Origin of the sequence: Actinosynnema sp. NPDC053489, assembly GCF_044544865.1 — a bacterium.
Taxonomy (GTDB): Bacteria; Actinomycetota; Actinomycetes; order Mycobacteriales; family Pseudonocardiaceae; genus Actinosynnema.
The window spans coordinates 111,318-132,029 of the sequence record NZ_JBITXT010000002.1; the positions used below are offsets into that span (position 1 = coordinate 111,318).

Sequence of the window (20,712 nt, forward strand, 5' to 3'; positions counted from 1 at the left end):
TGGACAGATCAATACACAACAGGAGCGCCCGGAATGCCCCGAGTTGTCCACCTGCTCGCCTTCGGCATCTTCACCATGGTCACCAGCGAGTTCGTCGTCGCCGGACTCATGCCCCAACTGGCCGCCGGCCTGCACGTCACCGTCCCCGAGATCGGCTACCTGATCACCGCGTTCGCCGCCGCGATGGCCGTCGGCGGGCCGCTGCTGACCGTGCTGGTGCTCCGCCTGAACCCCAAGCCCGCGCTCCTCGCCCTGTTCGGCGTCTTCCTCGCGGGCAACGTCCTCGCCGCCACCGCCACCGCCTACGGCGTGATGCTCACCGCGCGCCTCGTCACGGGCGCGGCGGCGCAGGCGTTCTTCGGCGTGGCCCTCTCGGTGACCTCGGCCCTGGTCGCGGCGGACCAGCGCGGCCGGGCCACCGCGACCGTCCTGAACGGCCTGATGCTCGGCACGCTGCTCGGCCTGCCGTCGGCCACGTTCGCCGGTGAGCACCTCGGCTGGCGCGCGGCGTTCTGGGGCATCGCCGTGCTGGCGGTGGTGGCCGCCGCGGGCACGGTCGTGGGCGTGCCCCGGTCGGTCCGCGCGAGCGGCACCAGCGTGCGAACCGAGTTGCGGTCGGTGGTGCGGCCCAGGCTGTGGGTCGTGCTGTCCACCAGCACGTTCGCCATCGGCGCGACGTTCTCGGCGTTCAGCTACGCCAACCCCGTCCTCACCGAGGTCACCGGCTTCGCCACGAGCACGGTCCCGCTGCTGCTCATCGCCTACGGCGCGGCCACGGTGGTCGGCAACCACGTGGTCGGCCGGCTCGCCGACCGGCGCACGCTGCCGACCCTGGTCGTGGGCCTGCTGCTCAACGCGGGCTTCCTCACCGCGTTCGCCCTGCTCGCCGACCGCAAGACCCCGGCCGTGATCAGCCTGCTGGGCATCGGCCTGGTCGGCGTCACCCTCAACCCCGCCCTGGTCGCCCGCGTCCAGCGCACCGGTGACGCGGGCGCGCTCGTCAACACCGTGCACGGGTCGTTCATCACGCTCGGCATCATCGTCGGCTCGTGGCTGGGCGGCCTGCTGATCACCGACCACGGCCTGCGCGCGCCGCTGTGGCTGGGCGCGGCGCTGGCGGTGCTCGGGCTGGTCAGCCTGGTACCCGACCTGCGCGGCACGCCACCTCGCGGTGACGTGCCGCGCGAGCGCGATCAGGACTTGTTGCGGAACAGCTTGTTGCCCAGCCAGACCAACGGGTCGTAGCGCCGGTCGGCCACGCGCTCCTTCATCGGGATCAGCGCGTTGTCGGTGATCTTGATGTGCTCCGGGCACACCTCGGTGCAGCACTTGGTGATGTTGCACAGCCCCAGGCCGTGCGACGACTGCGCCTGCGGCACCCGGTCGGCCTCGTCGAGCGGGTGCATCTCCAGCTCGGCCACGCGCATCAGGAACCGCGGCCCGGCGAACGACTCCTTGTTCTCCTCGTGGTCGCGGATCACGTGGCAGGTGTTGTTGCACAGGAAGCACTCGATGCACTTGCGGAACTCCTGCGAGCGCTCCACGTCGACCTGCTGCATCCGGTACTCCCCCGGCGCCACGCCCGCCGGGGGCTTGAACGCCGGGATCTCCCGGGCCTTCTCGTAGTTGTACGACACGTCGGTGACGAGGTCGCGGATCACCGGGAACGTGCGCATCGGCGTCACGGTGACCGTCTCGTCCTCCGCGAACACCGACATCCGCGTCATGCACAGCAACCGGGGCTTGCCGTTGATCTCCGCCGAGCACGACCCGCACTTGCCCGCCTTGCAGTTCCACCGCACGGCCAGGTCGGGGGTCTGCGTGGCCTGCAACCGGTGGATGACGTCGAGCACGACCTCGCCTTCGTTCACCTCGACGGTGAAGTCCTCCAGCCCGCCGCCCTCGTCCGAACCGCGCCACACCCGGAAGTGCCCCTGGTACCCCATGTCAGCCCTCCAGCTCGTCGGCGGTCAGGTACTTCTGCAACTCGCCGTGCTCGAACAGCGCCAGCAGGTCCGACCGGATCGGGACCTGCGGCTCCTCCACCACCTCGACCGACGACCCGGCCGACCGGCACACCAGCAGCTTGCGCCGCCACTCGGCGTCCATGCTCGGGTAGTCGTCACGGGTGTGACCGCCGCGGCTCTCGGTGCGCAGCCGCGCGGCCCGCGCCACGCACTCGCTGACCAGCAGCATGTTGCGCAGGTCGAGCGCCAGGTGCCAGCCGGGGTTGAACTGCCGGTGCCCCTCGACCACCACGGTCGCGGCCCGGCGCTTCAGCTCCTCCAGCCGCGCCACCGCCTGGTCCATCTCCTCGGCCCGCCGGATGATGCCGACCAGGTCGTTCATCACCTGCTGCAGCTCCATGTGCAGCGTGTACGGGTTCTCGCCGCCGCCCCCGGCCCCGGAGAACGGCGCGACGGCCGTCCGCTCCGCCTCGGCCACGGCCTCGTCCGAGCACACCGGCCGCGCGGCCAGCCCGGCCACGTAGTCCGACGCGCCCGCGCCCGCCCGTCGCCCGAACACCAGCAGGTCGGACAGCGAGTTGCCGCCCAGCCGGTTGGAGCCGTGCATGCCGCCGGACACCTCGCCCGCCGCGAACAGGCCCGGCACCGAGGCCGCGCCCGTGTCCGGGTCGACCTGCACGCCGCCCATCACGTAGTGGCAGGTCGGGCCGACCTCCATCGGCTGCGCGGTGATGTCGACGTCGGCCAGCTCCTTGAACTGGTGGTGCATCGACGGCAGCCGCCGCATGATCTCCTCGGCGGGCAGCCGGGTCGACACGTCCAGGAACACGCCGCCGTGCTCGGAGCCCCGACCGGCCTTGACCTCGGAGTTGATGGCGCGGGCGACCTCGTCGCGCGGCAGCAGCTCCGGTGGCCTCCGGTTGTCGCCCGGGTCGGTGTACCAGCGGTCGGCCTCGGCCTCGTTGTCGGCGTACTTGTCCTTGAACACCTCGGGGATGTAGTCGAACATGAACCGCTTGCCGTCGGAGTTGCGCAGCACGCCGCCGTCGCCGCGGACCGACTCGGTGACCAGGATGCCCTTCACCGACGGCGGCCAGACCATGCCGGTGGGGTGGAACTGGACGAACTCCATGTTGATCAGGGACGCGCCCGCCCGCAGCGCCAGCGCGTGCCCGTCGCCGGTGTACTCCCACGAGTTCGACGTCACCTTGAACGACTTGCCGATGCCGCCGGTCGCGAGGACCACGGCGGGCGCCTCGAACAGCACGAACCGGCCCGACTCGCGCCAGTAGCCGAACGCGCCGGCCACCCTGTCGCCGTCGAGCACCAGGTCGGTGACGGTGAACTCCTGGAAGACCCGCAGCCGCGACTCGTAGTCGCCGGTCTCGGCGAGGTCGTCCTGCTGGAGCGAGACCACCTTCTGCTGGAGGCTGCGGATCAGCTCCAGCCCGGTGCGGTCGCCGACGTGCGCCAACCTCGGGTACTCGTGCCCGCCGAAGTTGCGCTGGCTGATCCGGCCGTCCTTCGTCCGGTCGAACAGCGCGCCGTAGGTCTCCAGCTCCCACACCCGGTCGGGCGCCTCCTTGGCGTGCAGCTCGGCCATCCGCCAGTTGTTCAGGAACTTCCCGCCGCGCATCGTGTCGCGGAAGTGCACCTGCCAGTTGTCGTTCGAGTTGACGTTCCCCATGGCCGCGGCGATGCCGCCCTCGGCCATCACCGTGTGCGCCTTGCCGAACAACGACTTGCACAGCACCGCCGTGCGCATCCCGTGCTCGCGGGCCTCGATCGCGGCGCGCAACCCCGCACCGCCGGCACCGATCACGAGCACGTCGAACGAATGCCGTTCCAGCTCGGGCAAAACCACTCCTCAGTTGACGAATCGGAGGTCGGCGATCGTCCCGGAGGCGACCAGCGCGACGTAGAGGTCCGTGACGCAGACGAAGATGAGCGAGGCCCAGGCGAGCTGCATGTGCCGGGCGTTGAGCTTGGAGATCCGCGTCCACGCCCAGTACCGGACCGGGTGCTTGGAGAAGTGCTTCAACCGCCCGCCCGCGATGTGGCGGCACGAGTGGCACGACAGCGTGTAGGCGCCGAGGAGCGCGACGTTGACCAGCAGCACGATGTTGCCCAGGCCGATGCCGGTGGTGAACGCGTAGAACGCGTCGTAGGCGTTGATCAGCAGCAGGATCGAGGCCGCGTAGAAGAAGTAGCGGTGCAGGTTCTGCGCGATCAGCGGGAAGCGGGTCTCGCCGGTGTACTTGGCGTGCGGCTCGGCCACGGCGCACGCGGGCGGGGACATCCACGCCGCCCGGTAGTACGCCTTGCGGTAGTAGTAGCAGGTCACCCGGAAGCCGAGCAGGAACGGGATGATCACCACCGGCGGCGTGAGGAACCCGGGCAGCTCCGGCAGCGGGCGGCCGAGGTGCGCCGCGGCGGGCAGGCACTCCTGGCTCAGGCACGGCGAGTACATGGGCGTCAGGTAGCGGTAGTCGTCCACCCAGTAGTAGTCGCCCATGAAGGTCCGCACGGCCGCGTAGATCGAAATCAGGAGCAGGCCCGCGAACGTCACCAACGGCGGCAGCCACCACCGGTCCGTGCGCAACGTGCGCTGGGCGATCTGCGCCCTCATACCTCACCTCGTTCCACGTCGTTGTGGTGCGGGACACATTGTGGTCTGGGACACATCATCGGCCCTGAAACGGGAGCGGCCCCCGCGTTCGCACGCGGGGGCCGGTCTGCTCCTCGGGTCAGGTCCGGTGGCTGCGGTAGCCGCCGAGCCCTTCGTCGTCGGCGTCGTGCCACAGCTGCGGGTCGTACGGCGTGTCCGGGACGACGACGACTTCCCGCTCGACCCGGGGCGCCCGGCGCTGCCGGGGTGGTCCGTCCAGGTCCACCAGCTCGGTCGCGTCGATGTCCAAGCGCTCGATGTCGTTGGCGAGCCTCTGCACCGCGGCCACGTCGCCGTACCTCGCGCGCAGGCCACCGATGCAGTGGCGCAACTGGTTGAGCGCCCGGCGCAGCTCCACGATCTCGGAGGACGTCATGTCAGCACCTCCCTCGGGTCGGTCCGTGTGCCGACTCTGCCAAGTGGAAGCCGCTGTGACAAGCACCACAAGTGCCCGAGTTGCGTCCCAGGATCTGAATCGTTTTTGTCACGATCATGTGTCGTGACATAGTGTGCTTGCTGTCACGTCCGTCCGTGCGACGCCAGCGCTGCCGTCCCACCGGGCCCACCACGGCCCGTGATCCACACCGGGAGACAGCGAACCATGAGCGTGCATCCCGTCGTCGCCGAAGTGACGGCCCGAATCGCCGCCCGGAGCGCCGCCGGCCGGACCGCCTACCTGGAACGGGTCGCCCAGGCCCACCGCGAGGGCCCGGCCCGCCGCGACATGGCGTGCAGCAACCTGGCGCACGGCTTCGCCGGCATCACGGGCGGTGACAAGGACCTCCTCCGGGCGCTGCGTCGCCCGAACGTGGCCATCGTGTCCGCCTACAACGACATGCTGTCGGCCCACCAGCCGATGCACGAGTACCCGGCGTGGATCAAGGACGCGGCGCGCGGGGTCGGCGGCGTGGCGCAGTTCGCCGGCGGCGTGCCCGCCATGTGCGACGGCATCACGCAGGGCCGCGCGGGCATGGAGCTGTCGCTGTTCAGCCGCGAGGTCATCGCGATGGCCACCGGCATCGCCCTCTCGCACGAGATGTTCGACGCGGCGCTGCTGCTGGGCGTGTGCGACAAGATCGTGCCCGGCCTGCTGATCGGCGCGCTGTCGTTCGGGCACCTGCCCGCGATCCTGGTGCCCGCGGGCCCGATGCACTCCGGCCTGCCGAACTCGGAGAAGGCGCGGGTGCGGCAGCTGTTCGCGGAGGACAAGGCGACCCGCGAGGACCTGCTCGAAGCCGAGGCGCAGTCCTACCACAGCCCCGGGACCTGCACGTTCTACGGCACGGCGAACTCCAACCAGCTCGTGGTCGAGGTCATGGGCCTGCACCTGCCCGGCGCGAGCTTCGTGCCGCCGGGCACCCGGCTGCGCAAGGCGCTGACCGAGGAGGCCGCGCGGCGGGCGGTGGAGATCAGCCGCGGCGACGAGTACACCCCGATCGGGCACGTGGTCGACGTGAAGTCCGTGGTCAACGGCGTGATCGCGCTGCTGGCGACGGGCGGGTCGACCAACCACACCATGCACCTGGTCGCCATCGCCTCGGCCGCCGGCATCGAGCTGAGCTGGGACGACTTCTCCGAGCTGTCGTCGGTGGTGCCGCTGCTGGCCCGCGTCTACCCGAACGGCTCGGCCGACATCAACCACTTCCAGGCCGCCGGCGGCGTGCAGTTCCTCGTCTCGACGCTGCTGGACGCGGGCCTGCTGCACGCCGACGTGAAGACCGTGGCGGGCGACGGGCTGGACCGCTACCGCCGGGAGCCGGTGCTGGTCGAGGGCGTGCTGCAGTGGCGGCCCGGCCCGCCGCACTCGCTGGACACCGACGTGCTGCGGCCCGCGTCGGACCCGTTCGCGGCCGACGGCGGCCTGCGGATGCTGTCGGGCAACCTCGGCCGCGCGGTGATCAAGGTGTCGGCGGTCAAGCCGGAGCACCGGGTCGTCGAGGCACCCGCGCGGGTGTTCACCTCGCAGGAGGCGTTCAGCGCCGCGTTCCAGGCCGGTGAGCTGGAGCGGGACGTGGTCGTGGTCGTGCGGCAGCAGGGCCCGCAGGCCAACGGCATGCCCGAGCTGCACAAGCTGACGCCCGCGCTGGGCGTGCTGATGGACCGGGGCCACCGGGTCGCGCTGGTCACCGACGGCCGCATGTCCGGCGCGTCGGGCAAGATCCCGGCCGCCATCCAGGTCACCCCCGAGGCCGCCGTGGGCGGTCCGCTGGCCCGCGTGCGCGACGGCGACGTGCTCCGGCTGGACGCCGAGACCGGCACGCTGGAGGTCTTCGTGGACCCGGCGGAGCTGGCCGCCCGCGATCTGGTGGACTTCCCGCCGGACGCGCAGGCGTGGACCGGCACGGGTCGGGAGCTGTTCGCCGCGCTGCGCCGGGCGGTCGGGCCCGCCGACCGCGGCGCGAGCGTGTTCGGACCGATCGCGGCCTCGCACTTCGAGGGCCAGTTCAACCAGGAGGTGTCCCGGTGACCACCACGCCGGCTCATGCGACGGCGGCGGATCTGCTGGCGCTGTCCCCCGTCATCCCGGTCGTCGTCGTGGACGACGCCGAGCACGCCGTGCCGCTGGCCGAGGCGTTGCTGCGCGGCGGCGTCCGCGTGATCGAGCTGACGCTGCGCACGCCCGCCGCGCTGGCCGCCATCGAGCGGGTGGCGGCGGAGGTGCCGGGCATCGTGATCGGCGCGGGCACCGTGACCGCGCCGGAGCACGCCGAGCAGGCCGCCAAGGCGGGTGCGGCGTTCCTCGTCACGCCCGGGTCGACCGACCGGGTGCTGGACGCCGCGGAGGACACCGGCCTGCCGTTCCTGCCGGGCGCGGCGACCGTGTCGGAGGCGATGCGGCTGGCCGAGCGCGGCCTGACGTCGCTGAAGTTCTTCCCCGCCGAGGCCGCGGGCGGGGTGGACTACCTCAAGTCGATCGGCGGCCCGCTGCCCGGCCTGCGGTTCTGCCCCACCGGCGGCATCACGCCCGCGACCGCGCCCCACTACCTCGCGCTGCCGAACGTCGGGTGCGTCGGCGGGTCGTGGCTCGCGCCCAAGGACGCGCTCGCGTCCGGCGACTGGGCGCGGGTCGAGGAGCTGGCGCGGGCCGCGTCGGCGCTGTAGGGGCCGTTGGTCCGGAGGTGCCTCCCGGGCACCTCCGTCAGGCCAGGTGCGCGAGCGCTTCCGGGATGGAGTCGGCGACCGGCGCCCCGGTGCGTTCGAGGACCCGGCGGGAACTGGTGCCCGTGGCGACCAGGACGACCTGCGCGCCCACGTGCCGGGCCGCGTCGGCGTCGTCGGCCACGTCGCCGACGACCACGACGTGCTCCGGTCGCAGCCGCAGGGCGTCCAGGTGCTCGGCGAGGTGCTTCGCCTTGGACCCGCCACCGGTCGCCGCCCGCAGGCCGTCGACCCGGCGGAACAACCCGGCCAGGCCGAACCGGGCGACCAGCGCCACCAGCTCGTCGTGCCACCACATCGACAGCAGCGACTGGGTGTGGCGCAGGGCGGCCAGGTGGTCGGGCACGCCCGGGGCCAGCCCGCACCGGTCCATCGCCACCCGGTACTCGGCGTGGTAGACGAGGTCGATGCGGTCCCAGTCCGCCGCGGTCAGCGGGCGGCCGAACACGCCCTCGTAGCAGTCCTTGACCGGGCGTCGGAACGTCTCGCGCCACTGCTCCAGCGTGACGGCCGCGTGGCCGAAGTCGGCGCAGACCCGGTTCACGGCGGCGAGGACGGCGTCGTTGTCGGCGAACAGCGTGCCGTTCCAGTCCCAGACGACGTGATCGGCCCTGATCCTCACTCGGTCAGGCTACGGCGATAGGTTGGGTGCTCACTTCTGGGGAGGTAGTGGGGGATGGACGCGCGACGGAACACGGTGGTCGCCGAACCGCGCGGGCAGGTGGCGCTGGTGTCGGTGGGGTTCCCGGTGCTGGGCGCACTCGTGGTGTGGGGCCTGAAGTCGATCGCCGGGTGGGTGGCCGACCTGTCCTGGGCACCGCTGCAGGGGCCGTTCCGGTTGGTGGCGTCGATCCCGGAGCCGTGGGCGACGATCGGGTCCGTGGCCGTGGGCGCCGTGCTCGGGCTCGTGGTGGCCGGGATCGCCGCGCACGAGCGGCTGGTGGTCGAGGTGTTCAACGAGGGCGTGGAGCTGCTGCGCGGCGGGAGGCACCGCAGCTTCGACCGGACGCTCGTGTCCGGGGTGTTCCTGGACGGCAAGAAGCTCGTGCTGCTCGGCGTGGACACCGGCGAGCTGGCGCGGGAGACGCACGACCTGAAGCCGGAGGTGCTGGCCGAGGCGTTCCAGACGCACGGCTACCAGTGGCTGGACGGCGACCCGTACCGCGACGACTACCGGCGGTGGGTCGACGGCGCACCCGCCCTCCCGCCCGGGGCGAACGCGCTGCTCAAGGTGCGGGCGGAGGCGTTGCGCAAGGGTGACGCGGGCGACGCGGACGAGCTGCGGGAGGAGCTGGCCCGGCTCGGGGTCGTCGTGCGGGAGGAGAAGAAGCGCCAGTACTGGCGCCTGGTCCGACCGCCGGCCTGAGGGTGGGCGCGACCCGGGGTAACGCGACCCGGTGAGCGGCCCGGCCTCGTGGCGGCCAGGCACTCGACGCGGGCACGCCGTGACAGGCGTTCGCCGGGGGTGGCGCGGGGCGGAGGTCCTGGACCGCTGGCTCCCTCGTCCCGCGAGACGAGCAGGGCCGGGGTCAGTCCTGGGGCAGGTCGTCCAGGGCATCGGAGTCCTCGCCCGCTCGGCGCAGCTCCTCGCGGACGACGCGGTAGGCCAGGCCCTCCGCGTAGCCCTTCCGGGCCAGGGCCGCGACCAGGCGACGAATCCTGGTCGTGTCGTCCAAGGTCGCCATGGTGCGCAGCTTCTTGCGCACCAGGTCCCGCGCCCGGTCCTCCTCGGCTTCGTCGTCCACGGCCGCGACCGCCTCGGCCGCCACCTCGTCCGCCACGCCCTTGCGGCGCAGCTCCATCGCCAGGGCACGCCGGCCGAGGCCCTGGTAGGTGTGCCGCGAACGGACCCAGACCTCGGCGAAAGCGGCGTCGTCGATCAGCCCCGCCCGGTCGAACTTGGCCAGCACCACCTCGGCCGTCTGCTCGCCGATGCCCTTGCGCAGCAGGGCGTCCTTCAGCTCCACGCGCGTGCGGGCCCGTGCGGTGAGCAGCGCGTAGCAGATGTCCGCCGCCTTGCGCTGCTCCTTCGCCGGGTCGACCGGGCGCGGCTCGGTGTCGTCGGCCGAGAGGTCGCGGGACGGCCCGCGACCACGGCCACCTCGTCCTGCCACGCCCGCTTAGAACTCGACCGGAGCCGGGGCGGTCTCGTCCGCGTCGAGGGTGGCGCCGATGCCCAGCTTGTCCTTGATCCGCTTCTCGATCTCGTTGGCCACGTCCGGGTTCTCGCGCAGGAACTTCCGCGCGTTCTCCTTGCCCTGGCCCAGCTGGTCGCCCTCGTAGGTGTACCAGGCGCCCGACTTGCGCAGGATGCCCTGGTCGACACCCATGTCGATCAGCGAGCCCTCCCGGCTGATGCCCACGCCGTAGAGGATGTCGAACTCGGCCTGCTTGAACGGCGGGGCCACCTTGTTCTTCACGACCTTGACCCTGGTGCGGTTGCCGACCGGCTCGCCGCCGTCCTTCAGGGTCTCGATGCGCCGCACGTCCAGCCGCACCGACGCGTAGAACTTCAGCGCCTTGCCACCGGTCGTGGTCTCGGGCGAGCCGAACATCACGCCGATCTTCTCGCGCAGCTGGTTGATGAAGATCGCGGTCGTGTTGGACGAGCTGAGCGCACCGGTGATCTTGCGCAGCGCCTGGCTCATCAGGCGGGCCTGCAGACCCACGTGGTTGTCGCCCATCTCGCCCTCGATCTCGGCGCGGGGCACCAGGGCCGCCACCGAGTCGATGACCAGGATGTCGAGCGCGCCGGAGCGGACCAGCATGTCCGCGATCTCCAGCGCCTGCTCGCCCGTGTCGGGCTGCGAGACCAGCAGCGCGTCGGTGTCGACGCCCAGCTTGCGCGCGTAGTCCGGGTCGAGCGCGTGCTCCGCGTCGATGAACGCGGCGATGCCGCCGTTGCGCTGCGCGTTGGCCACGGAGTGCAGCGCCACCGTGGTCTTGCCGGAGGACTCCGGGCCGTAGATCTCGATCACGCGGCCGCGGGGCAGGCCGCCGATGCCGAGCGCCACGTCGAGCGCGATCGCGCCGGTGGGGATCACCTCGATCGGGGCGCGGCCCTCCTCGCCGAGCCGCATGACCGAGCCCTTGCCGAACTGCTTGTCGATCTGGGCCAGGGCCAGCTCGAGGGCCTTGTCCCGGTCGGGTGCCTGGGGTGCCATCTGGAGTCCACCTCGGGGTGTCTTGGGGTCGCGGTGCGATGTCGGGGCCGACGTTACGGGTGGGGTCCGACATTTTTCGGCGGGGACCAGGTCACCCGCGGGGTGTTGTCACCCGGTCGTGTCGGGGAGTGTAGCCGAACAGGTGTTCGACCAGCGGGGCGACACGCCGCGTCACCGCCGCTGTTCCGGCACGTCGAACGCGTCGCAGACCGCCAGCCAGATCTCCTTGGCGGGCAGGCCCGCCTCCAACGCCTGGTCGGGCGTCCGGCCGCCCAGGGCGGACAGCACGTGGTCGCTGGCCACCATCTCAGCCCTGACCTGGCCGAACTCGTCCGCCATCAGCTTGCGGAACATCGTGATGCGCATCGGGCCCAGGCTAGCGCGCCGCCTCCCAGGCCGGGCTGTCGACGTAGTGGTTGTCGAACCGGTCCTGCGAGTCGCGGATCTCCCGCGGGTCGGCCCGGCCGCGATGGACGCGGTCGAGCAGCCGGTAGTAGTCGAACCGCCCCATGCCGGGCGTGAACACGCACAGGACGTCCGCGTCGGCGCCCTTGAGCGCGCCGAACGCGTGCGGCACGCGTGGCGGCACGACGAGGAGGTCGCCGCGCCCCAGGGTCACCACGTCCCGGTCCAGCAGCACCTGGAGCGTGCCGCCGAGCACGAAGAACAGCTCCGAGGCGCGGGTGTGGAAGTGCGGCGGCGCGCCGTCGGAGCCGTCGCGGAAGGTGGAGCGGTTGGCGGTCAGCCCGTCGAGGTCGGCGAGGAGGGTGACGACGGCGGCGGGGTCGGCGGTGAGCGCCTCGGCCTGGTCGGCGCGGACGAGCAGGGTGTTCTCCATGACGTCGAGACTCGCCGCCGGCGCCGGCCCGAACAACGGCGGAGAACGCATCGAACGATAACCTCCCGGTTATGGAACGACGGGACCTGGAGGTCTTCCTCACGCTCGCGGAGGAGCTGCACTTCAGCCGCACCGCCGAGCGGCTGCGCGTCTCCCAGGCCCGCGTCAGCCAGTCGGTCAAGCAGCTCGAACGCCGCATCGGCGCGCCGCTGTTCGAGCGGACCAGCCGCCGGGTCGCGCTCACGCCCATCGGCCGCCGGCTGCGTGACGACCTGGCACCGGCCTACCGGCAGATCGTGGCCGGCGTGGCGCGCGCCGTGGAGGCCGCGCGCGGCACGTCCCTGCTGCGCGTCGGGTTCGAGGCGCCCGCCGTCGCCGACCTGGTCGCGCACGTCCTCGACACGTTCCGCGCCCGCCACCCCGACAGCGGGGTCCGGGTGCGCGAAGCGCCGTTCACCGACCCGTTCTCGCTGCTCAGGACCGACGAGGTGGACGTGCTCGTGACGCTGTTCCCGGTCGCCGAACCGGACCTGACGCCCGGACCCGTCATCCACGAGGAGCCGTTGGTGCTCGCGGTGTCCGACACGCACCCGTTCACCCGGCAGGCGTCCGTGACCCTGGAGGACCTGGCCCGCGACACGGTCTTCCGCGCCGCGTACTGGTGCGACAGGACCCCCTCGGGCGCGCCCGTCAAGCGCGGACGGGACGTGACGACCTTCCAGGAGCTGCTCACCGCGGTCGCCGACGGCGAGGGCGTCTGCCCGCTGGGCGCGCACGCCGCCGGCTACTTCGCCCGTCCCAGGATCGCGTTCCTGCCGCTGGTGGGCGCACCGCGGTTGCGGTGGGGCGTGGTGTGGCGCACGGGCGGGGAAACGGCCCGCGTCCGGGAGTTCGCCGCGGCGGCGCGCTAACCTCGACCCGTGCTGCTGTTGTTGCAGGAAGACCCCACGGGCCTGTCGTCGCCGATCGGCACGGTCGCGGTGGTCGCCGGTCTGGTCGCGGCGATCGTGGTGGGCCTGCGCGCGCTCTGGCACAACCGCAGGCGTTGATCACCGCACCCGCTGCAACGACGCGAACAGGCACGTCACCAGCAGCGGCAGCGCGGTGAGCCCGACGACCAGCCCCAGGGCCGCGTAGGACCAGGCGGTCACCACCACGCCCGCCACCACGCCGCCGAGCGCGCCGCCGACGTTCATGCACAGGTCGGACAGGCCCTGCGCGGCCGGCCGGTCCGGCACCCCGACCGACTCGGTGAGCAGCGCCGAGCCCGCCACCATCCCCGCCGACCAGCCGAACGCCAGCAGCGACAGCCCGGCGGCCAGCTGGGGCGCGTCGTGCGAGGGCGCCATGCCCGCGATGCCGGACGCGGCGACCACGAGCGCCGAGCCGATCGCCAGCACCGGCACCCGGCCGAGCCGGTCCGCCATCCACCCGAACAGCGGGCTGGCCGCGTACATCGCGGCGACGTGCAGGCTGATCACCACGCCCACCACGCGCAGCGACGACCCGCCGTGGTCCATGTGCACGGGCGTCATCGACATCAGGCCCACCATCGCGGTGTGGCACAGCGCCACCCCGCCCAGGGCGAGCTTCCCGGCCGCCGGCAGCGACCGCCACACCTCGACCGGCCGCTTGGCGCCCGCGGCCGGCGCGGCGGCGGACCTCGCCAGTGCCAGCGGGTCCGGCCGCAGGAACCGGAGCACCACGAGCGCGGCCCCGGCGAACAGCGCGGCCGCCAGCAGGTACGGCCCCGCGCCCACCGGCAGGCCCAGCCGCACGGCCGCGCGGCCCGCCGGGTCGGCCAGGTTCGGCCCGGCCACCGCGCCCACCGTCGCCGCCCACACCACGAACGCCAGCGAGCGCGCCCTGCGGTGCGGGTGGGCGAGGTCCGCGCCGGCGTACCGGGCCGCCAGGTTCGCGCTGGACGCGGCGCCGAACAGGACGAGCGCCACCAGCAGCACGTGCCACGAGCCGAGCACCACCGCGCACGCCGCCACCGCGGCGCCCGCCGCACCCGCGCCGTAGCCGAGCACGAGCGCCGGGCGACGTCCGCCCCGGGTCGCCAGCCGGGCCACGGGCAGCGCGAACAGCCCCGCGCCGAGCACCGCGGCCGTCTGCGCCGCCCCGCCGACCGCGTCGGAGTCGGCGAGCACGGCCGCGATGAGCGTGCTCACCGCCAAGCCCGTGGCGACGCCGGCCGCGCCCAGGACCTGGGTCACCGCCAGCACCCGCAGGACCCTGCGCTGCACGGCGCCGACCACTGCCACGATCTTGACCCTGCCAGGCCGGGTCGGGCCCGAACAGCCACCGTCCGGGTCTCAGGTGCCGGGTTGGACCGCACTCTCGAAGAAGTCCGCGACCTGGTCGGCGGTCAGCTCCTCACCACCGCTCTTGGTCACGATGCCCAGCAGCGGGAGGTCGTCGGCGGTGAACACGAGCAGCCCCAGCCCGCCGTCCGCGGCGGCCCGGTACTTGCCGGTGAGGCCGTTGCCCGCCCACTTCGCCTCGACCATGTCGCTCTTGAGCGACCGCACGACGGCCTCCGCGCCGTGCTGCGCCCCGACGACCGTCTCGGTGAGGACGTACTGCACGGAGTAGTCGTCCTTCACCGCGCAGCTGACGACGGAGCCCTTGATGCCGTCCACGCCGCCCACGCCCGGCGTGCCGCCCGCCTTGCACGTGCCGGTGTCCGGGACCGCGCCCGCGAGCAGGCGCAGGCACTCGGTGAAGCCCTTGTCGTCCTGCCGGGTGTCGTTCTTGCACTCCTGCGCGCTGGGCACGTGCGTCCCGCTCAACGCGAAGATCCCGCCGACCACGCCCAGCGCGAGCACCACGACCGCCCCCGCGGCGATGAGCACCGTGCGGCGGTCGAACCGCTTCTTCGGCCCGGCCTGCGCGCGGGGCGTGACGGTCGGGAAGTTGAACTGCTGCGGCCCGGTCTGCGGGTACACCTGGTACGGCCCGCTCGCGTGCGGGTTGACCTGGTACGGCCCGCTCACGCCGGGGTTGGCCTGGTGCGCGCCGCCGGCGTTCGGGGCGACCTGGTGGGCGCCGCTGACGGCCGGGTTGGCCTGGTACGCCCCACCGGGCGGGGTCACCGGCTTGGTGACGACCGTGTCGACCTCCCGGCGCCCGGCCGATTCCCGGGACCGGGGCGTCACGCCGTGGCGCGGCACGTGGTGCGCGCCCAGGGCGACCGCGGTCTCCGGCTGGTCCAGGCTCGTCGGCACGATCCGCACCCGCTCGGCGATCATGTTCGCCACCAGCGGGATGCGGCTGGCGCCGCCGACCAGGTAGATGCCCGCGAGCTGGTTGGGCGCCATGCCCGTCGAGCGGATCGTGGACTCCAGCAGCTCCACGCTGCGCATCATGCTCGGCCGGACCAGCGCCTCCAGGTCCGAGCGGTTGACCAGCACGTCCTCGAACGGCTCCGGCATCGGCACCTCGGTGTGCGCGTGCCGCGACAGCGACTCCTTGGCCGCCCGCACGTCCTCCTGGAGCGTGCGGCGGGCCCTCCGGTCCGCCGTGGACTCCGGGCGCAGCAGCCGCTGCCAGGCCGCCGGGTCGCGGTGCGACACCTGCCTGCCGACGTGCTCCAGCAGCGCCTGGTCGACGTCCAGGCCGCCCAGGTCCGGCAGGCCGTCCTCGGCGAGCACGGTGAAGCCGTTCTGGGTGGCGCCGACGATGGCCACGTCGAACGTGCCCGCGCCCAGGTCGTAGACCGCGAGCGCCTGGCCGACGGCCAGCGAGGCGTAGTGGGAGGCGGCGGCGACCGGCTCGGGCACCAGCACGACCTCGGCGGCCACGCCCGCGAGGCGCGCGGCGGACAGCAGCACGTTGCGGCGCGTGGCGCCCCACTGCGCGGGGTGCGTGAGGCGCACCTCGTCCAGCGGCTCGCCGCCCAGCTGGCGGGTGGTCTCGTCCAGCACGCGGCGCAGCACGGCGGCCAGGGCGTCGCTGACCGGCACCACGTTGTCGCCCAGCAGCAGCACGCCGTCGTCCACGCGCCGCTTCGGGTTGGGCTCGAAGCGGGCCGGGTCGAGGCGGGCGCGGCGCTCGGCGTCGCGGCCGACGACCAGGGTGCCGTCCTCCTCGCAGTAGACGGCCGACGGCATGGTCGCCGAGCCGTCCACCTCCACGACCCTGGGCGGCCTGCCGTGCGCGGCGAGCACCGCGACGGTGTTGGAAGTGCCCAGGTCGACGGACAGGACGCGCACGGTCACCCCTTCGGTTCGAACCGGGGTGATCGTGCCACAACCGGAAAATGTCGGACCCCTGGTTCAAGATGTCGGGGTGGACGTCCTCGCCGCCTTCTCCCCCGCGACCCGGCAGTGGTTCGCCGGGGCCTTCGCCGCGCCCACGGCGGCGCAGGAGGGCGCTTGGCAGGCGGCCGCGGCCGGTGAGCACGCGCTGGTCATCGCGCCGACGGGGTCGGGCAAGACGTTGGCGGCGTTCCTGTGGGCGCTGGACCGGCTGGCGGCCACGCCGAAGCCCGCCGAGCCGAAGCGGCGGTGCCGCGTGCTGTACGTCTCACCGCTGAAGGCGCTGGCGGTGGACGTGGAGCGCAACCTGAGGGCACCGCTGGCGGGCATCCGGCAGGCGTCGCACCGGCTGTCGCTGCCCGAGCCGGACATCACGGTGGGCATGCGCACCGGTGACACGCCGGCGGACGCGCGGCGGGCGTTCGCGCGGACGCCGCCGGACGTGCTGGTCACCACGCCCGAGTCGCTGTTCCTGGTGCTCACCTCGGCCGCGCGGGAGTCGTTGCGCGGGGTGGAGACGGTCATCGTCGACGAGGTGCACGCGGTGGCGGGCACGAAGCGGGGCGCGCACCTGGCGCTGTCGCTGGAGCGGCTGGACGCGCTGCTGGAGCGGCCCGCGCAGCGGATCGGGCTGTCGGCGACGGTCCGGCCGGTCGAGGAGGTGGGCGCGTTCCTGGCCGGCGGGCGGCCGGTGCGGGTCGTGCAGCCGAAGACGGCCAAGACGATCGAGGTGCGCGTCGAGGTCCCGGTGGAGGACATGTCGGTGCTCGGCGAGCCGACCGGGGAGGTGTCGGGCTCGGCGGCGGGCGCGGAGCAGCGGGCGTCGATCTGGCCGTCGGTGGAGCAGCGGGTGCTGGAGCTGGTCCGGCAGCACCGGTCCACGATCGTGTTCGCCAACTCGCGCAGGCTGGCCGAGCGGCTGACCGCGCGGCTCAACGAGCTGGCCGAGGAGGCCGAGGAGCAGGGCGGGCCGGGGGGCGGGGCGGAGCGGTTCCCGGCCGAGGCGGTCGGGCAGTCCGGCGTCACCGCGCAGCGCTCGCCGACGATCGCCCGGGCGCACCACGGGTCGATGTCGCGCGAGCAGCGGGTCGTGGTGGAGGAGGAGCTGAAGTCCGGCCGGTTGCCGTGCGTGGTCGCCACGTCGTCGCTGGAGCTGGGCATCGACATGGGCGCGGTCGACCTCGTGGTGCAGGTGGAGGCGCCGCCGACGGTCGCGTCGGGGTTGCAGCGCGTCGGCCGGGCCGGGCACCAGGTGGGCGCGGTGTCGCGCGGGGTGGTGTTCCCCAAGTTCCGGGGCGACCTGGTGTCGTGCGCGGTGGTGGCGGAGCGGATGCGGGACGGCGCGATCGAGGCCGTGCGGTACCCGCGCAACCCGCTGGACGTGCTGGCGCAGCACGTCGTGGCGATGGTGGCGCTGGAGACGTGGACGGTGGAGTCGCTGGCCGGGCTGGTGCGCCGGGCCGCGCCGTTCGCCGCGCTGCCCGAGTCGGCGCTGCAGTCGGTGCTGGACATGCTCGCGGGCCGGTACCCGAGCGAGGAGTTCGGCGAGCTGCGGCCCCGCATCACGTGGGACCGGATCACCGGCGAGCTGCGCGGCAGGCCGGGCGCGCAGCGCTTGGCGGTCACCTCGGGCGGCACGATCCCCGACCGGGGCCTGTTCGCGGTGATGACCCCGCCGTCCGAGCGCGGTCCCGGCTCGCGGGTCGGCGAGCTGGACGAGGAGATGGTCTACGAGTCGCGGGTCGGCGACACGTTCCTGCTGGGCACGTCGTCGTGGCGGGTCGAGGACATCACCCACGACCGGGTGATCGTGGTGCCCGCGCCGGGCCAGCCCGCGCGGATGCCGTTCTGGAAGGGCGACGCGCCGGGCCGCCCGCTCGAACTCGGCCGGGCGCTGGGCCGGTTCCTGCGCGAGGTGTCCACCATGGACGACGCGCGGGCGGCGGAGCGGACGGCGGCGGCGGGGCTGGACGCGTGGGCGACCTCGAACCTGCTGGCGTACCTGGGCGAGCAGCGCGAGGCGACCAGGCACGTGCCCAACGACCGGGTCGTGCTGGTGGAGCGGTTCCGCGACGAGCTGGGCGACTGGCGGCTGGTGGTGCACTCGCCGTTCGGGGCGCAGGTCAACGCGCCGTGGGCGCTGGCGATCGCGGCCCGGCTGCGGGAGCGCCGCGGCATCGAGGTGCAGGCGGCGCACTCCGACGACGGGATCGTGGTCCGGCTGCCGGACGCGGTCGACCTGGACGGCGCGCAGGTCGTGGCCGGCGCGGAGGACGTGCTGCTCGACCCGGAGGAGGTCGAGCAGGTCGTGGTGGCCGAGGTGGGCGGGTCGGCGCTGTTCGCGGCCCGGTTCCGGGAGTGCGCGGCGCGGTCGCTGCTGCTGCCCCGGCGCGACCCGCGCAAGCGCTCGCCGCTGTGGCAGCAGCGGCAGCGGGCGGCGCAGCTGCTGTCGGTCGCGGCGAAGTACGAGAGCTTCCCGGTCGTGCTGGAGGCGATGCGGGAGGTCCTGCAGGACGTCTACGACGTGCCCGGCCTGCGCGAGCTGATGGCCGACGTCCGGGCCCGGCGGGTGCGCGTGGTGGAGGTGGAGACGCCGTCGCCGTCGCCGTTCGCGCGCAGCCTGCTGTTCGGGTACGTGGGGATGTTCCTGTACGAGGCGGACGCACCGCTGGCCGAGCGGCGGGCGGCGGCGCTGTCGCTGGACTCGGCGCTGCTGGCGGAGCTGCTGGGCTCGGAGGCGATCCGGGAGCTGCTCGACCCGGAGGTGGTCGCCGAGGTCGAGCGGAACCTGCAGCGCCTGGCGCCGGACCGGCACGCGCGGGACGCGGAGGGCGCGGCGGACCTGCTGCGGTTCCTCGGCGACCTGTCGGAGGCCGAGGCGCTGGAGCGGGGCGTGCGGCCGGAGTGGCTGGCGGACCTGGTGGCGCAGCGGCGGGCGATCCGGGTGCGCATCGCCGGCGAGGACCGGGTGATCGCGATCGAGGACGCGGGCCGGGTGCGCGACGCGCTGGGCGTGGCGCTGCCGGTGGGCGTGCCGGAGGTGTTCACCGAGCCGGTGGCCGACCCGCTGGGCGACCTGCTCTCGCGGTACGCGCGCACGCGCGGGCCGTTCCCGGCGGTGGAGGTGGCGGAGCGGTTCGGGTTGGGCGTGGCCGTGGTGACCGGGGTGCTGGAGCGGATGGCGGCGGCCGGGCGGCTGGTGCGCGGCGAGCTGAGGCCGCTCGACGCGGCGCACCCGCGGCCCGGCGCGGGCACCGAGTACTGCGACGCCGAGGTGCTGCGGCGGCTGCGGCGGGCGTCGCTGGCGCGGCTGCGGGCCGAGGTCGAGCCGGTGGAGCCCGCCGCGCTGGGCCGGTTCCTGCCGGGCTGGCACGGCATCGGCAGGCGGCTGCGGTCCGCGCCGACGGTGGACGACGTGTACTCGGTGGTCGAGCAGCTGGCGGGCGCGCCGCTGCCCGCGAGCGCGGTGGAGTCGCTGGTGCTGCCCGCGCGGCTGCCCGGGTACCGGCCGGGGCTGCTGGACGAGCTGACCGCGTCCGGCGAGGTGACCTGGACGGGGTGCGGCTCGCTGGCGGGCGGCGACGGGTGGGTCGCGCTGGCCCCGACGGACGTGGCCGACCTGCTGCTGCCGGACCTGGTGCCCGAGGCGATGCCGGAGTCGTCGCTGCACACGGCCGTGGTCGAGGCGCTGGGCGGTGGCGCGCTGTTCTTCCGGCAACTGGTGGACCGGGTGTCGTTGCAGGGCCCGACGACGGACGGCGAGGTCGTCGGCGCGCTGTGGGACCTGGTGTGGGCGGGCGTGGTCACCAACGACACGCTGGCACCGCTGCGTGCGCTGGTCGCGGGCGGCGGCACGGCCCACAAGCCGCGCCGGGCGGCACCGCGCGGCCGGTACGCGCGGATGCGGGCGGGCAGACCGGACCTGCCCGGCCGCACCGGGCCGCCGACGGTCGCGGGCCGGTGGTCCCTGGCCGTGGTGCCCGCGTCGGACGCCACGCGGCGGGCGCACGCGCGGGCCGAGGCGTTCCTGGAGCGGCACGGCGTGCTGACGCGCGGCGCGCTGGACACCGAGCGGGTGACCGGCGGGTTCAGCGCCGTGTACCGGGTGCTGCGGGCGATGGAGGAGTCCGGGCAGGTCGTGCGCGGGTACGTGGTCGAAGGGCTCGGCGCGGCGCAGTTCGCGGCCCGGGGCGCGGTGGACCGGCTGCGGGCGTCGTCCCGGCCGCCCGGGCAGGAGCACTCGGGCACGCCGGAGGCCGTGGTGCTGGCGGCGGCGGACCCGGCGCAGCCCTACGGCGCGGCGCTGGCCTGGCCGGAGCCGTCGGGCGAGGGCAGGCACCGGCCGGGCCGCAAGTCCGGTGCGCTGGTCGTGCTGGTGGACGGGCTGGCGACGCTGTACGTGGAGCGGGGTGGGCGGTCGCTGCTGTCGTTCACCGAGGAGGAGGAGCCGTTGCGGGCGGCGGCGCAGGCCCTGGGTCGGGCCGTGCGCGACGGCTGGCTGGGCCAGCTCGCCGTGCAGCGGGCGGACGGGGAGGTGGCGCTGGGCTCCCGGCTGTCGGGCATCCTGCAGGAGGCGGGCTTCCGCGCCACCCCGAAGGGTTTGCGGCTGCGCGCCTGACCGGGGTCCGCCACCGCTGCGCCCGAGCCGCCGGTG

At 73.8% G+C, this 20,712-nt stretch carries 18 protein-coding genes; 7 read left to right on the plus strand and 11 right to left on the minus strand.

The window, feature by feature from the left end:
* The first annotated feature begins 33 nt into the window (after positions 1 to 33).
* On the plus strand, positions 34 to 1,245 hold the full coding sequence (locus ACIGNX_RS03480) for an MFS transporter (protein WP_396535877.1): 1,212 nt from the start codon (positions 34 to 36) through the stop codon (positions 1,243 to 1,245).
* Here ACIGNX_RS03480 and ACIGNX_RS03485 read toward each other — a convergent pair.
* From ACIGNX_RS03485 to ACIGNX_RS03500, 4 genes are all read right to left on the minus strand, one after another.
* A complete protein-coding gene (locus ACIGNX_RS03485; protein WP_396535879.1) occupies positions 1,194 to 1,946 on the minus strand; it encodes a succinate dehydrogenase/fumarate reductase iron-sulfur subunit in 753 nt (250 codons plus the stop codon). The genes ACIGNX_RS03480 and ACIGNX_RS03485 overlap by 52 nt on opposite strands.
* 1 nt (position 1,947) lies before the next feature.
* Entirely contained in the window at positions 1,948 to 3,825 is a 1,878-nt protein-coding gene (locus tag ACIGNX_RS03490; RefSeq protein ID WP_396535881.1) for a fumarate reductase/succinate dehydrogenase flavoprotein subunit, read from the minus strand.
* Positions 3,826 to 3,834: 9 nt separating this feature from the next.
* A complete protein-coding gene (locus ACIGNX_RS03495) occupies positions 3,835 to 4,596 on the minus strand; it encodes a hypothetical protein (RefSeq protein ID WP_396535883.1) in 762 nt (253 codons plus the stop codon).
* Positions 4,597 to 4,714: 118 nt separating this feature from the next.
* Positions 4,715 to 5,011, minus strand: coding sequence for a hypothetical protein (locus ACIGNX_RS03500; protein WP_396535885.1), 297 nt, complete (start codon positions 5,009 to 5,011; stop codon positions 4,715 to 4,717).
* A gap of 225 nt (positions 5,012 to 5,236) precedes the next feature.
* Between ACIGNX_RS03500 and edd the strand changes: the two genes are divergently transcribed.
* Together edd and eda are read left to right on the plus strand one after the other, a co-directional pair.
* On the plus strand, positions 5,237 to 7,102 hold the full coding sequence (edd, locus tag ACIGNX_RS03505; RefSeq protein ID WP_396535887.1) for a phosphogluconate dehydratase: 1,866 nt from the start codon (positions 5,237 to 5,239) through the stop codon (positions 7,100 to 7,102).
* Positions 7,099 to 7,737 (plus strand): bifunctional 4-hydroxy-2-oxoglutarate aldolase/2-dehydro-3-deoxy-phosphogluconate aldolase, encoded by a 639-nt coding sequence (eda, locus tag ACIGNX_RS03510; protein ID WP_396535889.1) that lies wholly within the window; start codon positions 7,099 to 7,101, stop codon positions 7,735 to 7,737. The genes edd and eda overlap by 4 nt, the downstream gene beginning before the upstream one ends.
* 37 nt (positions 7,738 to 7,774) lie before the next feature.
* On the opposite strand, the gene ACIGNX_RS03515 is transcribed toward eda, so the two are convergent.
* Positions 7,775 to 8,416, minus strand: coding sequence for an HAD family hydrolase (locus ACIGNX_RS03515; protein WP_396535891.1), 642 nt, complete (start codon positions 8,414 to 8,416; stop codon positions 7,775 to 7,777).
* Positions 8,417 to 8,470: 54 nt separating this feature from the next.
* Here ACIGNX_RS03515 and ACIGNX_RS03520 point away from each other — a divergent pair, with 54 nt between their 5' ends.
* A complete protein-coding gene (locus ACIGNX_RS03520; RefSeq protein ID WP_396535893.1) occupies positions 8,471 to 9,160 on the plus strand; it encodes a hypothetical protein in 690 nt (229 codons plus the stop codon).
* A 163-nt stretch (positions 9,161 to 9,323) separates the two neighbouring features.
* Here the strand turns inward: ACIGNX_RS03520 and ACIGNX_RS03525 are convergent, their stop codons facing one another.
* The 4 genes from ACIGNX_RS03525 to ACIGNX_RS03540 form a co-directional block, all read right to left on the minus strand.
* A complete protein-coding gene (locus ACIGNX_RS03525) occupies positions 9,324 to 9,800 on the minus strand; it encodes a regulatory protein RecX (RefSeq protein WP_396536974.1) in 477 nt (158 codons plus the stop codon).
* Between the two features lie 114 nt (positions 9,801 to 9,914).
* Positions 9,915 to 10,958, minus strand: a complete 1,044-nt coding sequence (recA, locus tag ACIGNX_RS03530) for a recombinase RecA (protein WP_396535895.1) — start codon at positions 10,956 to 10,958, stop codon at positions 9,915 to 9,917.
* A gap of 171 nt (positions 10,959 to 11,129) precedes the next feature.
* The gene (locus ACIGNX_RS03535; RefSeq protein ID WP_396535897.1) at positions 11,130 to 11,324 is read right to left on the minus strand and encodes a DUF3046 domain-containing protein; all 195 of its coding nucleotides are present in this window, start codon (positions 11,322 to 11,324) and stop codon (positions 11,130 to 11,132) included.
* Between the two features lie 10 nt (positions 11,325 to 11,334).
* Positions 11,335 to 11,796 (minus strand): cupin domain-containing protein, encoded by a 462-nt coding sequence (locus ACIGNX_RS03540; RefSeq protein WP_396535899.1) that lies wholly within the window; start codon positions 11,794 to 11,796, stop codon positions 11,335 to 11,337.
* Between the two features lie 71 nt (positions 11,797 to 11,867).
* Between ACIGNX_RS03540 and ACIGNX_RS03545 the strand changes: the two genes are divergently transcribed.
* Together ACIGNX_RS03545 and ACIGNX_RS03550 are read left to right on the plus strand one after the other, a co-directional pair.
* A complete protein-coding gene (locus ACIGNX_RS03545) occupies positions 11,868 to 12,707 on the plus strand; it encodes a LysR family transcriptional regulator (protein ID WP_396535901.1) in 840 nt (279 codons plus the stop codon).
* Between the two features lie 9 nt (positions 12,708 to 12,716).
* Positions 12,717 to 12,845 (plus strand): hypothetical protein, encoded by a 129-nt coding sequence (locus ACIGNX_RS03550; RefSeq protein WP_396535903.1) that lies wholly within the window; start codon positions 12,717 to 12,719, stop codon positions 12,843 to 12,845.
* On the opposite strand, the gene ACIGNX_RS03555 is transcribed toward ACIGNX_RS03550, so the two are convergent.
* Both ACIGNX_RS03555 and ACIGNX_RS03560 read right to left on the minus strand, forming a co-directional pair.
* Positions 12,846 to 14,063 (minus strand): MFS transporter, encoded by a 1,218-nt coding sequence (locus tag ACIGNX_RS03555; protein ID WP_396535905.1) that lies wholly within the window; start codon positions 14,061 to 14,063, stop codon positions 12,846 to 12,848.
* A 51-nt stretch (positions 14,064 to 14,114) separates the two neighbouring features.
* The gene (locus ACIGNX_RS03560; protein ID WP_396535907.1) at positions 14,115 to 16,013 is read right to left on the minus strand and encodes an Hsp70 family protein; all 1,899 of its coding nucleotides are present in this window, start codon (positions 16,011 to 16,013) and stop codon (positions 14,115 to 14,117) included.
* Positions 16,014 to 16,089: 76 nt separating this feature from the next.
* Between ACIGNX_RS03560 and ACIGNX_RS03565 the strand changes: the two genes are divergently transcribed.
* Complete coding sequence (locus ACIGNX_RS03565; protein WP_396535909.1) at positions 16,090 to 20,676, plus strand: ATP-dependent helicase; 4,587 nt, start codon at positions 16,090 to 16,092, stop codon at positions 20,674 to 20,676.
* Positions 20,677 to 20,712 lie beyond the last annotated feature (36 nt).

Bases quoted from the DNA above. Each gene is read 5' to 3' on its own strand.
- ACIGNX_RS03495 (WP_396535883.1), bottom strand. From the start codon at position 4,596: ATGAGGGCGCAGATCGCCCAGCGCACGTTGCGCACGGACCGGTGGTGG.
- ACIGNX_RS03545 (WP_396535901.1), top strand. From the start codon at position 11,868: ATGGAACGACGGGACCTGGAGGTCTTCCTCACGCTCGCGGAGGAGCTG.
- ACIGNX_RS03520 (WP_396535893.1), top strand. From the start codon at position 8,471: ATGGACGCGCGACGGAACACGGTGGTCGCCGAACCGCGCGGGCAGGTG.
- edd (WP_396535887.1), top strand. From the start codon at position 5,237: ATGAGCGTGCATCCCGTCGTCGCCGAAGTGACGGCCCGAATCGCCGCC.
- ACIGNX_RS03500 (WP_396535885.1), bottom strand. From the start codon at position 5,011: ATGACGTCCTCCGAGATCGTGGAGCTGCGCCGGGCGCTCAACCAGTTG.
- ACIGNX_RS03535 (WP_396535897.1), bottom strand. From the start codon at position 11,324: ATGCGCATCACGATGTTCCGCAAGCTGATGGCGGACGAGTTCGGCCAG.
- recA (WP_396535895.1), bottom strand. From the start codon at position 10,958: ATGGCACCCCAGGCACCCGACCGGGACAAGGCCCTCGAGCTGGCCCTG.
- ACIGNX_RS03485 (WP_396535879.1), bottom strand. From the start codon at position 1,946: ATGGGGTACCAGGGGCACTTCCGGGTGTGGCGCGGTTCGGACGAGGGC.
- ACIGNX_RS03540 (WP_396535899.1), bottom strand. From the start codon at position 11,796: ATGGAGAACACCCTGCTCGTCCGCGCCGACCAGGCCGAGGCGCTCACC.
- ACIGNX_RS03480 (WP_396535877.1), top strand. From the start codon at position 34: ATGCCCCGAGTTGTCCACCTGCTCGCCTTCGGCATCTTCACCATGGTC.